Here is a 15,643-nt window from a genome sequence, read left to right as displayed (position 1 = left end):
CGCAGCGATGGACAGCCCTACCCACCCAACGCATCAAACGATCGATCAACGCTAGAGCGTAGACCTGTAGCCATCGCTGCGGTTGGTGGTACTGCTAGCATCGATCGGCAACAAGACAATCGCCAAGACGACAGGCCGGATCGTAGCGCTGCGCCAGGTCTAACACCTTTTTGTAGGCGACCCAGTCACGAGATGATCAACTCATCCCCAATCCCATCCACGGTAATCGTAGACCCCTCGGGGTACTTGCCCGAAAGCAGGGCGATGGCCACCGGATCCCCAACCATCTTCTGGATCACACGCTTCAAGGGTCTGGCACCAAAGGCAGGGTCATAACCTTGGGTGGCCAGGATCCGCTTGGCATCCTCGGTCACGCTGAGTTCGAGACGTCGATCCGACAGCCGAGCCCTCAAGGCATCGAGTTGGATATCTACGATCTTGGTGAGGTCAGCCTCGGTTAATGGAGCAAAGCGAATGATCTCGTCGATCCTATTGACGAACTCCGGCTTGAAGAAGAACCTCGGATCCTCGGTCAGGTTCGAGGTCATAATGAGTATGGTATTGGTGAAGTTCACCAACCTCCCTTGCCCGTCGGTGAGCCGTCCATCGTCGAGAATCGCCAAGAACATGTTAAACACGTCGCTGTGCGCCTTCTCGATCTCATCGAAGAGGACCACGCAGTAGGGACGACGACGCACCGCCTCGGTGAGCTGACCGCCCTCGTCATAGCCGACATAGCCAGGAGGGGCGCCTACCAGTCGTGAGACCGAGTGTCGTTCCTGGTACTCGGACATGTCGATTCTGATCACCGCACGCTCATCGTCAAACAGGTACTCGGCAAGCGCCCTGGCCATCTCGGTCTTACCAACACCGGTTGGCCCCATGAAGAGGAAGCTCCCGATCGGACGGTGTGGGTCAGAGAGGCCGGCGCGTGAGCGTCGTATGGCATTGGCCACCGCAGAGACCGCAGCCTCCTGACCGATGACCCTCCCATGGAGCGCCTCTTCGATATGGAGAAGCTTCTCCATCTCACTCTCGAGGAGCTTGGAGACCGGGATGCCGGTCGCCTTGGCTACCACCTCGGCGATATCCTCCGGATCGACCTCCTCCTTCAACATCCGCACCCCACCTTGGAACTCGGCAAGTTCGCGGGTCGCCTCCTCTATCTGCTGGGAGAGCAACGGAATCTGTCCATAGCGAATCTCAGCGGCGCGATCTAAGTTCCCAACACGCTCGTCACCTTCGGCGTCGGTCTTCAACTGTTCGAGTCGCTCCTTCATCTCGCGAATCTTGCCGATGCCGTCACGCTCGAGTTGCCATTGAGCATTCAGCGCGGCGAGCTCCTCTCGATCGTCGGCGAGTTCGCGTTCGATCCGCGAGAGCCGTTCTCGCGAGGCGGGATCGGTCTCCTTGGCGAGAGAGATCCGTTCGATCTCGAGTTGGCGGATCCTGCGCTCGACGATGTCGACCTCGTTAGGCCGAGAGTCGATCTCCATCCGGAGCTTGGCGGCTGCCTCGTCGATCAGATCGATCGCCTTATCAGGCAGGAAGCGGTTGGTGACGTAGCGATCCGAGAGAACGGCAGCCGCTACCAGCGCGGAGTCCTGGATCCGAACTCCGTGATGTACCTCATAGCGCTCCTTTAGCCCACGCAGGATCCCTATCGTGTCTTCGATGGAGGGCGGTGGTATGATCAGCTGCTGGAAACGGCGCTCAAGGGCTGGATCCTTCTCTATATATTTGCGATACTCATCGAGAGTGGTAGCCCCTATCATCCGCAGCTCCCCGCGAGCGAGCATCGGCTTTAGCATGTTCGAGGCGTCCATCGACCCCTCGGCTGCACCTGCACCGACGACGGTGTGCATCTCGTCGATGAAGGTTATCACCTCACCATTGGAGTCCTTGATCGCCTTTAGGACAGCCTTTAGACGTTCCTCAAACTCTCCGCGATACTTCGCCCCAGCCACCATCGAGCCTAAGTCGAGCGCAATTAGACGCTTGTTCTTAAGACCCTCTGGCACATCGCCCTCTACGATACGGCGAGCCAATCCCTCGACGATCGCAGTCTTACCAACGCCTGGCTCCCCTATCAACACTGGGTTGTTCTTACTCCGGCGAGAGAGCACCTGGATGATCCGGCGGATCTCTTCGTCTCTTCCGATGACGGGATCTATCTTGCCGGCGCGTGCATCAGCGGTGAGATCACGTCCATACTTCTCTAGCGCCTGGAGGGTCTCCTCCGGGTTGTCGCTGGTGACTCGGTTATCCCCACGGATCTCCTTCAGAGCCGTCTTTATCTGTTCAGCGGTAACGCCAAAGACTGTAGGAAGCTGGATCAGAAGATGCTCGACAGAGAGATAGGAGTCACCCATCTCCTTCCGGGTCGCATCAGCAGCATCCAGGGTCGCGACGAGAGACGACGAGAACTGGGCCTGGCCCCCATAGGACTTGGGCAGCTTGCCGATAGCATCCAACAGCTTGGTACGCGCCGATCCGATCTGCACTCCTAGGCGCTCAAGGATAGGCAGGGCAATGCCATCGGGTTGACCAAGCAAAGCGACCGCAAGGTGCTCTTTGGTCACCTCCGGATTCGAACCTCTACGAGCGAGCTCTACCGCTGCCTCTATAGCCTCTCGCGTCTTGACTGTCCACGTACTCTGATCCATCAGATCACCTCACTTTCGTCACCACTGACGATCTATTACTCTTCCCAACCTCGTCTCGAATCATCTGCACTTCCCGTGTTAGCTAGTTCCCGTACCGGCCATTCCCCGTACCAGTCAGTTCCCATGGTGCTAGCTCTCATGGTGAATAAATCTCATCACACCGAGCCAGCAGCGAAGGGGGTCGCTGACTTCATCGCCAGCAGCCAGCGATCACTGATCATCCACCCGTCAACCATCTGCGATCTCTGACATGTCATCTGGAACCTCACTTAACCCTCGACTCGTTAGACAGATACCCTAAGTGCTAGCAGACTCTCTGGCATAATCTCGTCGATCTAACCGGACTCGATCACACTGGTTGATCTCGGCCAATCGCTTAATCAATAACCGGGCGATAGAACTCGAGTTACGAGTCGATCGCGTCCTATCCCTGTTGCTGCAAACGCTTGGGCAAAGCTTCATAGCTATCGACCCCTTGCCGAAGCGTTCGTCATCGGTGTGTTTAGATCCCTCGGCGAGACACTCGATTATTAGTCCTGAGTTAGATCAGGCCTGATTCAGTCTCAAGAGTTGCCGTCGGTTTGTCGTTGTCTATCATCATCTATCCAATCCTGGGTAAACGCTGGTCGGCTGTTCTGCTGGATCGAAGAACGTTCTCTAACCACCGTGTTTGCACCCCATCCAGCCTGCCTAGCCACATTGCCAAGCCATTTCACCCATCTAGCTCGACTTGTCCCACCGATGATCTCTGAGACTTCCCTCTACCATCAGGGCACCGCTAGCCCGAAATACCCTTTTCTAGCATCAAAACTGGGCTGAGTCTCAAACTCGGTTGGCACTAGAATTGGGTGGATTTCAATAAGCGTTCGCTTTAGCCTTGTGGTATCAGTAGACCGTTACCAGCTCGACTCGCAAGTCTCACGTCATACATCCTCCCTACACTCCGATATTGCTAGCTACTTGCGTATCATCACCAGCTATCCCACCGCTAACGCAGAATCAACACTGGTGCTCCATGCCGACCTGCGCTGCATCACCGGCAAGATTACATCTTCGCCACGCCGTATCATCGTTGGCGTTGTCCTATCCATCGCACGCTGCCATCTCTAAATTCTCATCCCTGCCTGCCAAGCTGGTATTCATCCGTAGCTGCAGTATCACCTATTGTCTCGGAGGACAATAGACAATAAGGTCACCTTCGGATCTGCACGCTCTTTACATGCACCACAGCTTGTGAGAGAGGGACGAGATCTCGACGGTATTGTCTGTGAATCTCCTTCTCACGTAACCGGGCCAACTCTCGCTCCTCCTCAAGCTGGGCGCGAAGCTCAGCCAACTCGGCCTCTAACTCTATGACCCGACGAACGCCCTCGATGTTGAGTCCAGCATCGGTGAGCTCCGCGATACGTCGAAGCCGCTCTAGGTCATGCTCGCTATAGCGGCGTGACCCACCACCGGTCCGGTTAGGTTCTAGCAAACCACGCCGCTCATACACCCGTAGCGTCTGTGGGTGCATGCCAGCGAGCTCGGCGGCTACTGAGATCACATACACGCCGCGTCCTTGGATCGCTCGGTGTCGTGAATCACCTCCGATATCACTCGCCATCTCGTCCTTAGCCTCCTACCTTCTCTTGTCCACTGTTCTCTTGCACTTTTTCACCAAAGACCTTGCGATAATCCTGTAAGTACTTCTTCTGTCGCGCGTCTAACGTCTCAGGCACTACGATCTCTGCCGTCACCAGCAGATCGCCGACGGTATTCTTCTTCCGTGGGTTAGGAAGTCCACGTCCACGGACCCTAAACGTCTGTCCGGAGTGGGTTCCAGCTGGGATCTTCAAAGTCACCGGCCCGCTCAACGACGGGGCGGTGACCGTACCGCCAAGGGCGGCATCAGCAAAGCTGATAGCCACCTTGGTGGTGAGATCGGCACCCTTGCGACCAAAGCGAGGGTCAGGTTCGACATGCACCTTGACCAAGAGGTCACCAGCTGGCGCTCCACTCTTACCTGGAGCTCCCTTGCCACGAACCCGTATCGTCTGTTCTGGCTCTACCCCAGCTGGGATCCGGACCTTGACCGTGCGGGCGCGGTGTTCGGTCCCAGTTCCCTTGCATGATGAACATGCCTGCTCGATCAGCAGGCCACGACCATGACACGCAGGGCAGGGCTGGGAGAATGAAAAGAAGCCTTGGTTATCGGAGACTGAACCAGAACCATTGCAGCGCGCACAGACCTTGGGTACAGTCCCCGGCGCCGCACCAGTCCCGTTGCACACCGAACACGAAGTCTCCCCAATCACCACCACCGAAGCTGTAGCTCCACTAGCGGCATCGGCAAAGCTAAGTCGTACCTCGGCGCCCTGGTCCTCACCGCGTTTTGGTCCACTGCTTCGCTTGCCTCGGTTGAACAGGTTGCCAATCAGATCGCCAAGATCCTCAGAGTGTACGTTGAAGTTACCGTTTGCACCAGGGTTGTGACCCATGCCACCCATACCAGACGCCATCGGTCCCATCCGACGGACATCGTCATACTCCTTGCGCTTGGTCGCATCACCGAGCACGTCATAGGCGGCCGAGACCTCCTTGAACTGCTCCTCATGACCAGCGTTTGAGTCGGGGTGGTACTTACGAGCCAGAGCCCTATAGGCCTTGGTGATCTCCTTGTCGGTCGCGGTCGGTGAAACCCCGAGCACCTTGTAATAGTCCTTCTCGAACCACTCGCGCTGTGGTGGCATTAGTTACCTCCATCTCTCACGAACCGGTGACCTTCACCATCGCTGGGCGTAATGTCTGTCCATGCCAGCGATAGCCAACACGAAAGACCTCGCTCACCGTAGGCTCGCCGTCTCCATCTTCGTGCGCGACAGCCTCTGCCTCCTCAGGGTTAAAACGTTTCCCCAACGGTTCGATTACCTCTAGGCCCTCTTTGGCTAACACCTCTACAAAGGCGGCGCTGATCTGTGAGAGCACCGAGGCTACCTCATCTGAACCCGACTCCGAGGTCGCGTGAGCAAGTGCAAGCGTGAGTGTGTCAAGCGCCGGCAACAACTTAGTCACCAGGTTACGAGACCCAGCCGCCCCAAGCTCGCTCTGCTGTCTTAGCACTCGCTTCTTGTAGTTCTCAAAGTCCGCCTGCAGGTGCTGGAGAGCCTCAAGATAGGAGTCACGTTCACGCTCGGCATCCGCGAGTGGATCGTTGATCTCTGGCTCGAAGTCGAGCGCATCTAGATCGAACTCCGCCTCGGCCGACTCACCAGTTTCGGAGCGCTCAGCACCGCCGAAATCAGGATCACCTAACTTAACATCTTCAGTGCTGGCTTCTCCCTCCGGGGAGCTTCCGGCATCCACCTGATCATCTCCACTGGCGTCGCTAACCTCTTCATCTGCGCCCGAGCGCTCGTTCCGAGGATTGGAGGGCGCCTCTCCATCGAAAGGCGCCTCCTTCTCAGCTCTCTGCCGTTCGTTCGAACTTTGGGGCTCTTCGTCGAATCTCTCATCGGCCATGCGCATCACTCCTTGGGTTCGTCGACGATCTCGGCATCAACGACTTCGTCGTCGCCACCAGCATCTCCATCAGAAGCGCTAGGACCAGCAGTACCATCGGCGGCGCCGCTAGCTGATGCCTGTCGTGAGGCTTCCTCGTAGAGTCGTTGCGTAAACCCCTGCGAGGCTGACATAAGGGCGTCGGTCGCTGACTTGATGGCAGCGATATCGGTGCCGTCAAGCGAGTGCTTTACCTCGTTCAAAGCCTCGGTGACCTTATCGCGCTCAGGACCTTCGAGTTTGTCACCCTGTTCGGTGAGCAGCTTCTCGGTCTGGTAGACGAGGGTATCGGCATTGTTCCGAACCTCGGCCTCCTCCTTGCGCTGCTTATCCTCGGCGACATGTGCCTCGGCATCACGCATCATCTGGTCGATCTCCTCCTTGGAGAGCGAGGTAGTGCCGGTGATGGTGATCGACTGCTCCTTGTTGGTGGCACGATCCTTCGCCGAGACGTGGACGATACCGTTGGCATCGATGTCAAAGGTGACCTCGATCTGTGGAATCCCACGAGGGGCTGGCGGAATGCCTACCAGCTGGAAGCGGCCAAGCGTCTTGTTATAGGACGCCATATCACGCTCACCCTGGAGCACATGGATCTCGACCGAGGGCTGATTGTCATCAGCGGTAGTAAAGACCTCGGTGCGCTTGGTTGGGATCGTCGTATTGCGCTCGATCAACTTGGTCATCACGCCACCCTTGGTCTCGATACCGAGCGACAGTGGGGTGACGTCCAACAACAGAACGTCCTTGACCTCACCCTTCAAGACACCAGCCTGAATAGCGGCACCGACAGCGACGACCTCATCTGGGTTAACTCCACGATGTGGCTCCTTGCCGGTCATCTGCTGTACCAGGTCCTGGATCGCCGGCATGCGAGTCGAGCCGCCGACCAAGACGACATGATCGACCTTACCAACGGTGAGACCGGCGTCCTTGATCGCCTGCTCGAACGGGCCTTTGCAGGCCTGGACGAGGTCAGCTGTGAGCTCTTGGAAGCGTGAACGGGTCAGCTTCATCTCGAGGTGCTTTGGCCCTTCGGAGGTTGCGGAGATGAATGGAATGTTGATCGTCGTCTCCAACGAAGCCGAGAGTTCGATCTTCGCCTTCTCCGCCGACTCCTTCAACCGCTGCATCGCCATCTTGTCAGCGCCGAGGTCGACACCTTCGTTGTCCTTGAAGCTCTTGATCATCCAATCGATGACTCGCTGATCCCAGTCATCGCCACCTAGCTGAGTGTTACCGGCGGTTGACTTGACTTCGAAGACTCCGTCACCGATCTCTAGGACGGAGACGTCAAAGGTACCTCCACCTAGGTCGAAGACCAGTACCGTCTGGTCTTCGGTCTCCTTGTCAAGACCATAAGCGAGGGCAGCGGCCGTCGGCTCGTTAATAATTCGAAGTACCTCAAGCCCGGCGATCTGGCCAGCCTCTTTGGTGGCGGTGCGTTGTGCATCGTCAAAGTAGGCCGGCACCGTGATTACCGCCTGATTGACGGTATCGCCTAGATAGGCCTCTGCATCCCTCTTGAGTTTAGAGAGGATCCTAGAGCTGATCTCCTGTGGGGTGTACTTCTTGCCGTCGATGTCAATCGTCCAGTCAGTTCCCATATGACGCTTGACCGATCGGATAGTCCGGTCAGGGTTGGTGATCGCCTGCCGCTTGGCTACCTCTCCGACGAGTACCTCGCCGGTTTTTGAGAATGCGACGATCGAAGGTGTAGTTCTTCCACCCTCTGAGTTAGGGATGACGGTTGGATCGCCTCCCTCAAGAACTGAGACGACGGAGTTCGTCGTTCCAAGATCGATACCTACTGCTTTGGCCACTCGAGCCTCCTTCTAGCTGTTACTAAATACTTGAGTGTAAGTATATCAAGTTTTACTACACTTCACCCATCAGCTTTATTCCACAGCTTGAAAGAAATCTTCTCAACTCCCCCACCTGGCACTACAACAGACGAAACCAGCGACCACAACCAGGCAACACTCAAGGATCGACCCGATATGCGCGTCGAACTCCAACGTATCGGACCTGATCGCATCGAAGCCAAGCAAGGTGACCACTGCTGGCCTTGCCCATGGTTGCCTTCTCGAGGGGATCTCCCTTCCTTGCCAACCTCTCCACCCAGCCGTCCAGCTTGGCCTTGGAGACTGCTTGGAGTCCAGGTAGACAAATTCCAGCGTTAGTCCCGCTTTCTGGCTGGGCTCGCTTCCTTAACGCACTCATTTTGTGGATGCCAGCCCAGTCGAGCTTCTCATCGGGTGAGAAACAGGATCTATGTCAGGCTGCTATTGTCGTCACCTGGATCATCGCGTCACCTGGATCATCGCGTCATCGCGTCATCGCGTCATCGCGTCATCGCGTCATCGCGTCATCGCGTCATCGCGTCATCGCGTCATCGCGTCATCGCAATACGGTAGCACCTTGCTATTCTCGTACCCTAGTTCCCGCACCCAATTATTTCACCCCTCCAACATCTGAACCCAGATGGCTAGCGGCTTCCAAAAGTCTCTCGACCCAGGGCCCGGCGTTATCGGCACCTACCTCCCAGCACCCATCGCTTTTGTTAACTTAACGGGCTATGATCCGACATCGCCAGGTATGTGCTCCTACTATATCGAGCTGCCTCGTATACGAAGACCACTGCGCACTCTTGGAGTCCCATAGCTCCCATGTCTACTCGCTGTTAGCAGGTACCCAGGTCTGCCCACCGTCTTCGACGTCCAATCTCTGCCAAAGGGCGCGCCAACTCCGAATCACGGAGCTGTCTCATGTACGCGCAACGACTAACCGACGATCGCGATCATTCGCACCGAATCTCCGGACTGAAGTAAACAAGACCCGACGTTTCGGTTGTTGCGCAAGCCCTGCAGTCGTTAGGCTGGATGTTATGGCTACCCTGATCCTCCTCCGTCATGGACAGAGCACGTATAACCAAGAGAACCGCTTCACCGGTTGGGTCGATGTCGACCTAACACCGACCGGCTACGAAGAGGCCGAAAAGGCAGGAAAGCTCCTGAAGGAGGCGGGCCTTACGCCCGACATCGTCTTGACCTCAGTTCTGAAGCGCTGCATTTACACCACTGACACCGTCCTAAGGGTCCTTGATAGGTCGTGGGTTCCCGTCGAGAAGAGCTGGCGGTTGAATGAACGTCACTACGGTGGCCTCTCAGGGCTCAACAAGGCCGAGACCGCCGAACGTTTCGGGCCAGAACAGGTGAAGATATGGAGGCGGAGCTATGACGTGCAACCTCCTCGAACCTCGGACGAGGACCATCAACGCCTGATGGCCGACCCTCGCTATAAGGACCTTAGATCCACTGATGTTCCTTATACCGAGGCGCTCGCCGATGTCTTAGTTCGAGTGATGCCTTACTGGGAGACCCGAATAGAACCACTCCTCCAAGACGAACAGGTGGTTCTGGTTAGCGCCCACGGTAACTCGCTGCGCGCCATGGTCAAGTTCTTAGAGTCGATTCCAGATGATGAGATCGTCGGCTATGAGATAGCCAACGGCGAGCCGATTGTATACGAACTCGACCAAGACAATAAGGTGATCTCGAAAACAGTCCTGTAGGGGCGATTGTTAGTCCCATAACCGGGTCGCTCGCTAACTCAATCGAATTCGCTTGGGGCAACCGCCTGCGAGCTTGGCTGCTGGTCAATCCAGTCGCCAACCTTGCCCAGCGATTCATGACTGGTGGATGCGACTCCTCCATCAGCATCTTCGTCTGCATTGTCTGACAGAATCAGCCCAAGGAGGACGAAATCACCACGGCCTTACGACTGCACCGGCTTTGCTTCAACGATAACGTTATCGGCATAGGAGCCACCTACGCCTGGTATCTCGGTGAAGGGGCCACCACAGGTGACAAGGGCAAGGGTTGGAGAACCATGGTTGGAGAAGAGCCATGGATGGGCGACGGTGTTGGGAGAGAGGGTTGGCTTGGAGCTGACTTGCCAGATGGTCTCGTGTCCTTGCCAGTTGAGGATAACTTGATCCCCAGGGACGAGTTGACCTATCGCTCCCATAGCTCCCTCTCCTTGTCCTACCCAGTTAACGTGACCGGCTAGCAGAGTAACTCCTGGTTGACCAGGAGTAGGGGTCTGTTCATCCCATCCGACGTTATGGACATCAGCCGGAATAGTGAGCTCTCCATTTACTGGTCCCTCAGCGAGGATGGGAGCAGAGACTTTAAGGGCAGGGATAGTGATAGTGGCTACCTGATTGGGAAGGGTTGGGTTCCAGGGGACGAGATGAGTGGTGTTGGTGATCGGCTTAGCCTTGGCTAGCTCCACTGCTCGTTTGTGGTCCTTGACGATGATTCGATGTATCACCTGCTGTGGGGAATTATGGATCCCTTCGTAGGTTAGGACTCCTCCAACGATGATCGCAAGGCTGGCGCCAAGGGCTAGGACCCTGGTTGGGAGTCCTCGCCCTTGGCGGTCTATCTTGCGGCGACTATGCGACCTCATCGGTGCTGCCGTGTTGGGTATTGCACTTGCGTTCTATGACGAGATAACCAAGTCCTGCTATACCCAGTCCTGCTATACCCAGTCCTAGCGGAAGGGCGTTGGTGCTAGAGGCCGGGGGTTTAGGGGGACCAGTGACCAGCTTAACCGGAGCAGGGGCGGTAGATGAGGACTTCGCCGTAGGGGTCACAGTCTTGGTGGTTGTCTTCGCCGTAGGGGTCACAGTCTTGGTGGTTGTTGTCGGGGTAGGGGTCACAGTCTTGGTGGTTGTTGTCGCCGTAGGGGTCACAGTCTTGGTGGTTGTTGTCGGGGTAGGGGTCACAGTCTTGGTGGTTGTTGTCGCCGTAGGGGTCACAGTCTTGGTGGTTGTTGTCGGGGTAGGGGTCACAGTCTTGGTGGTTGTCTTCGCCGTAGGGGTCACAGTCTTGGTGGTTGTTGTCGGAGTCGAGACCACGATAGTGTAAGCCGAGGTGTTACTAGTAACGTTAATTCCCGTTGGGGTGGTCGCCTTTGCCACTGCCGTATCTGTGACCTCGGCATTGGCAATATCAGTACTAGTTACCGTATAGCTACCGGTACAAGTGACACTTGCACCAGCCGCGACTGAGGTTGTTGGACAAGAGACAGGGCCATTAAGAGCCTCACCTGGGACCGACTGAGTATCGGAGACCACCAGGTCGTTTAAGAGTGTATTGCCTGTATTGGTGACACGAAAGTCATAGGTAACGCTCTGGCCCGCTTTGGTGATCGGGTTGGGCGAGGATGGGGATTCGGTTTTGGTTAAGGAGAGCCTCGCAACTGGAGCTGGGGGGGTTGGCGTAACAACTTGTTGGGCTGCTGGAGTCTCAACGCCGAACACAACTCCCTGCTCAGCCGCAGTCGTCAAATCAGTTGCAGAAATCTTTCTCGGGTTGGCAGACGAGACAACCAACGCACCAACACCCTTGCTGTTACTGCCTTCGCAAGTCACCTTGCTAGTTCCTATACCTAAGTTTGCATACAATGCACTTCCAGATTCGGTTGAAGTATAGCCACTATTGCCACCACAAGTGTTATCAAATCGGAGTGTACTGTCAGTACGGACGGAGTCATTGGTTCCCGACGAAGGATCATATTCATGCAGCATGTCGCCTACCGGCTGCCAAGATGCACCGTCTGTCTTGAAGACAACCGACTCACCGTTGTTGGTAGTCTCGCCATCAGCGGCAACGATTTCGTAGGTCGGAACGGGGATACCACTGGGATAGTACACCCCAATATTCGATAACGTGAACTCCCACTTTGCCGAGTCTCCTCCTCCGTAGAGGATTGGGTAACCTTTCACATTCTTATAGCCAGCATTACCGAAGGCTGCATAACTAAAGGTGGGCGATATTACTGCATTTACAGTAGGGCTGCTGTTGTCCTCCGGACTGTAGGTCAGATCAAATTTAACGTAGTCGCCATTTGGAAGATTCTCCCTAAAAGGCTGTGTGTTCCCAGCACTTACCGAATAATTGCTGCCATAATTAAACCAACAAATATCGTTAGCTAGAGGGCCACCGGTTCCATAGTTACAGTTATGGGTTGAGTACGTCGAGGCAGTTAGCTGACTCGACGCCAATCCGGACCCTACTAATGCTCCGCTGGACACCAACGCAAGTATGGACGCCCAGAGTAAGACCCTCCGAACCATCAAACCACCATGTTGGTAAGTACTTTGCATATTTCCTACCCCCTGAAAGATCTGGCACTACCTTCGAACTCGGCGATCGCTTTGATTTCTCACTCTGCAAGATCATAATATTCATAAATGCGCGTAAACTTCTGATTTTTAGAGATTTTTTCATTGTTTTCTAAAGTTCTACCACTTGGGTTCCGATAATAGTGGCCTCCTCCTTACAAGCCAGGATTCACAGCACCGCTGTCAACACTCTGCTGAAAGAGCCCCGAGCCGGGTCAGCATATGCCGTCGATCACCGAAAACTTACGTCAAACGCGCGTCGATGAAACAGTCCGTCCAACATCAACACCCGAGTCAACGTCACCGGCGGACTCTCATTATGGTATGGTCGGCTTCCTTCCGCACAGAACGGTGCTGTATTCAACATCGGAATCGCAACCGTGTTTAGCCTGCCCTTTGCATGATCGTCGTCATATCCGCCACTACATTCACTGTCTCAAACATGAACTCAGACGAGAGCTGCAACCAAGGACAACCCGAGTAATCGGGGGATCCCAATATTTCTCGAACCGCAAACGCTGTGGCCGGTGGCGAAGCCGAAAACTATACCCGAAGTTGAAACTTTGCCCGTTGAATGGAGATGTAACCGGATCAACGCACCAAGGTGTTTTGTGGTGGCAAAAACATTGATAGGGATTGCCAGATAAAACGCAATCAATGGCGCTAGGCGACCTCCATGGCCAGAAGTCAGCTCTTTTGGCATGGGTGTGAGACCTTTGGCCCACAGCAAGACAGTGAGAATCATATTGTGGCTGCATTGGGCCGAATCTGTTGATCGTTCTCAACACCACTCCGACTGGTCGATGGTTTTCCAACCCAGCAGTTCGAGTGCAACAACGAGGTGCCATTCATGGCTTGGGTAGCGGGCCCAGAAGCACCATTGCGGACAATTATTGTTAATAGAAGAACACAATCTAAGGTTGCTGATCGAAATCTTACATGACGCAAGTTATTGTAGGTCTAGCGGAACGTCTTTGAGACGCAGACAAAGGGGGCGGGGACAATGCTTAGAAAATCAGGACCAAAAGCAACTTCAGCTCTAGCGGTTGGCGCGGCGGCTGCAATATTATTAGCCGCGTGCGGCTCGACTTCGACCTCCACGGCGAAACCGAGTTCAGCCACCAAGGGTGGAGTAGCTTATTACGCCGAGGCAGCCGGCGCCAATCCAAACTATATCTTTCCGCTCACACCGGGAGCGGATTTTTCAATCGCCAACATATCCCAGTTCCAGATTTTGATGTATCGGCCGCTCTACTTTTATGGCAAGGGCAATAAAGCAGAGATCGATTACAACCTGTCGATCGGCAACCCCCCGGTGTACTCGAACAACGATAAGACCGTCACCGTCACCCTCAAGCACTATGAATGGTCAAACGGCACTCCGGTTACAGCCCGCGACGTCATCTTTTGGATGAATCTCCTAAAGGCCAACAAGACAAGCTACGGGGCCTATGTACCAGGCGCCTTCCCAGACAACGTTGTGTCTTACTCGGCACCCAACCCCTCTACCGTCGTATTCCAGCTCAACGGGTCCTATAACCCCACCTGGTTCACCTACAACGAGCTGAGCCAGATCACCCCACTCCCGATCGCTTGGGACCGAACATCACTCAGTCAACCAGCACCGAGTCCGAACGCGCAGAATCTACCGGATACGACCACGGCTGGCGCCCAAGCCGTCTACAAGCTGTTGAACTCCCAGTCTCAAGATCTCTCCACCTACGCCACCAGCCCGATCTGGTCAGTCGTGGATGGCCCTTGGAAGTTAACGAGCTTCACGACAGCCGGCAAGGCAGTCTTTGTGCCAAATAGCAAATACAGCGGGCCGGTAAAACCAAAACTCAACCAATTTGTAGAGCTACCGTTTACCTCGACATCCGCCGAATTCAATGTGCTTCGTGCCGGCAACGGTGCTATCACCTACGGCTATCTTCCCACTACAAGCATCAGCCAAAAGTCATATGTAGAGTCCATCGGCTACGTCGTTAAGCCCTGGGTAGAGTTCGGGTTTTCGTATTGGAATATGAACTTCAACAACCCGACATTTGGGCCACTTTTCAAACAACTCTACTTCAGGCAAGCTCTCCAACACTTGGTCGATCAGCCTGCTTGGGTGAAGAGCTTCCTAAAGGGTAAAGGGTTATGCGGTGCCTAACTACTCACCAGTACCGGTGGTGCCCAGCAATCCGTTTGCCGATGCGCAATCGAAAACAGACCTCTATCCTTACTCTGTGTCTGCAGCCAGAGCGCTCCTAACCTCTCATGGTTTTAAGATGGTCAACGGCGTCATGACCTGCGAGAGTCCGGGGACATCGGCGACAGAGTGTGGCGCAGGCGTACCGAAGGGCCGTGCTTTGGTAATCAACCTAGAGTATTACTCTGGAAGCTCCTCGCTGAACGAAGAGATGACAGCCTATCAGTCCGCAGCAAAGCAAGCTGGGATCGATATCATTTTGACTTCCGCCAATGGCAATACGGTCTTTGCTGACGAAGCTCCCTGCACACCGTCACAGCCCTCGTGCAAGTGGCAGATGATTCTTGCTGGCACCTGGGAGTACAGTCCTGACAACTACCCCACCGGGGGCGAGTTGTTTGCCACCGGCGCTGGATCGAACTACGGGAACTACGACAGCGTGACAGCCAACACGCTTATCGCCGAGACCCACACTTCTTCGAACTCAGCCGCTGCCTTGGACGCATACCAGAATTACATGGCCAAGGATCTTCCGGACATCTACCGGCCGCTTCCCGATGCCGCCATCTCGCTTATCTCGAGCAAGCTTGGAGGGGTCGTTCAGAACCCGTACCTCAATCTGACGCCAGAGGAATGGTACTTCACGAAGTAAGCGCAAAGCCACGAGCGCTACGGTCATTCAAGGTTACGACACCTCCGCCGGCGGTGATAGCTCCCTGTTGCCGATTCCAATCGAATCGACTTAGATCTCGCTTGCTCCACTTTACCGCTTCTGGTTTGCTAGATTTGGATCCAGTCACCTCATAGTCTCGAAGGCAGTCTTGTAGACGGGAATGCTAACGCATAACGGCGTCGCTCGCGAACTCAGCCGAAGGCATGTGGCCCAAAAGCAAGCCAGATTGGGCGTTGGTTCATCACGTTGCGAACCTTTTATCCAGCACCCCATGACGTAGAGAGCCTGATCCCTCCGCCAACTTCTGCGTAAGCGGTATCTATCAGCGCTACCTCAACATCCGATACTCGCACCACAGTTCCACGTGTCCACACCGG

The 15,643-nt window shown here is 55.3% G+C and carries 10 protein-coding genes and 1 pseudogene; 4 read left to right on the top strand and 7 right to left on the bottom strand.

Annotated features, from left to right (window positions below; genetic code table 11):
- Window positions 1-185: 185 nt before the first annotated feature.
- The 5 genes from FEAC_RS04475 to dnaK form a co-directional block, all read right to left on the bottom strand.
- Complete coding sequence (locus tag FEAC_RS04475; RefSeq protein WP_035392520.1) at window positions 186-2,666, bottom strand: ATP-dependent Clp protease ATP-binding subunit; 2,481 nt, start codon at window positions 2,664-2,666, stop codon at window positions 186-188.
- A gap of 1,192 nt (window positions 2,667-3,858) precedes the next feature.
- Window positions 3,859-4,272 (bottom strand): heat shock protein transcriptional repressor HspR, encoded by a 414-nt coding sequence (locus tag FEAC_RS04465; RefSeq protein WP_052565570.1) that lies wholly within the window; start codon window positions 4,270-4,272, stop codon window positions 3,859-3,861.
- A 7-nt stretch (window positions 4,273-4,279) separates the two neighbouring features.
- Window positions 4,280-5,398, bottom strand: a complete 1,119-nt coding sequence (gene dnaJ / locus FEAC_RS04460; protein ID WP_052565568.1) for a molecular chaperone DnaJ — start codon at window positions 5,396-5,398, stop codon at window positions 4,280-4,282.
- Between the two features lie 16 nt (window positions 5,399-5,414).
- Window positions 5,415-6,167: a nucleotide exchange factor GrpE gene (locus tag FEAC_RS04455; RefSeq protein ID WP_160290329.1), complete on the bottom strand. Its 753-nt coding sequence runs from the start codon at window positions 6,165-6,167 to the stop codon at window positions 5,415-5,417.
- A 5-nt stretch (window positions 6,168-6,172) separates the two neighbouring features.
- The gene (gene dnaK / locus FEAC_RS04450; RefSeq protein WP_035392517.1) at window positions 6,173-8,029 is read right to left on the bottom strand and encodes a molecular chaperone DnaK; all 1,857 of its coding nucleotides are present in this window, start codon (window positions 8,027-8,029) and stop codon (window positions 6,173-6,175) included.
- 1,064 nt (window positions 8,030-9,093) lie between these two features.
- Here dnaK and gpmA point away from each other — a divergent pair.
- On the top strand, window positions 9,094-9,780 hold the full coding sequence (gene gpmA, locus FEAC_RS04440; RefSeq protein ID WP_052565565.1) for a 2,3-diphosphoglycerate-dependent phosphoglycerate mutase: 687 nt from the start codon (window positions 9,094-9,096) through the stop codon (window positions 9,778-9,780).
- Window positions 9,781-9,983: 203 nt separating this feature from the next.
- On the opposite strand, the gene FEAC_RS04435 is transcribed toward gpmA, so the two are convergent.
- The gene (locus FEAC_RS04435) at window positions 9,984-10,679 is read right to left on the bottom strand and encodes a class F sortase (protein ID WP_035392514.1); all 696 of its coding nucleotides are present in this window, start codon (window positions 10,677-10,679) and stop codon (window positions 9,984-9,986) included.
- Between the two features lie 131 nt (window positions 10,680-10,810).
- Here FEAC_RS04435 and FEAC_RS14550 point away from each other — a divergent pair, with 131 nt between their 5' ends.
- Window positions 10,811-11,140, top strand: coding sequence for a hypothetical protein (locus FEAC_RS14550; protein WP_201773838.1), 330 nt, complete (start codon window positions 10,811-10,813; stop codon window positions 11,138-11,140).
- 23 nt (window positions 11,141-11,163) lie between these two features.
- Here FEAC_RS14550 and FEAC_RS16305 read toward each other — a convergent pair.
- Window positions 11,164-11,802 (bottom strand): annotated as a pseudogene (locus FEAC_RS16305) (DUF7507 domain-containing protein); the annotation flags it as partial.
- A 1,600-nt stretch (window positions 11,803-13,402) separates the two neighbouring features.
- Here FEAC_RS16305 and FEAC_RS15910 point away from each other — a divergent pair.
- Window positions 13,403-14,554: an ABC transporter substrate-binding protein gene (locus tag FEAC_RS15910; protein WP_035392506.1), complete on the top strand. Its 1,152-nt coding sequence runs from the start codon at window positions 13,403-13,405 to the stop codon at window positions 14,552-14,554.
- Entirely contained in the window at window positions 14,547-15,245 is a 699-nt protein-coding gene (locus FEAC_RS15905) for an ABC transporter substrate-binding protein (RefSeq protein WP_035392503.1), read from the top strand. Before FEAC_RS15910 ends, FEAC_RS15905 begins: the two co-directional genes overlap by 8 nt.
- Window positions 15,246-15,643 lie beyond the last annotated feature (398 nt).

The organism is Ferrimicrobium acidiphilum DSM 19497 (genome assembly GCF_000949255.1).
Classification (GTDB): Bacteria; Actinomycetota; Acidimicrobiia; order Acidimicrobiales; family Acidimicrobiaceae; genus Ferrimicrobium; species Ferrimicrobium acidiphilum.
The sequence above is the reverse complement of the archived record's forward strand: the minus strand, read 5'-3'. Positions and strand labels throughout refer to the sequence as shown.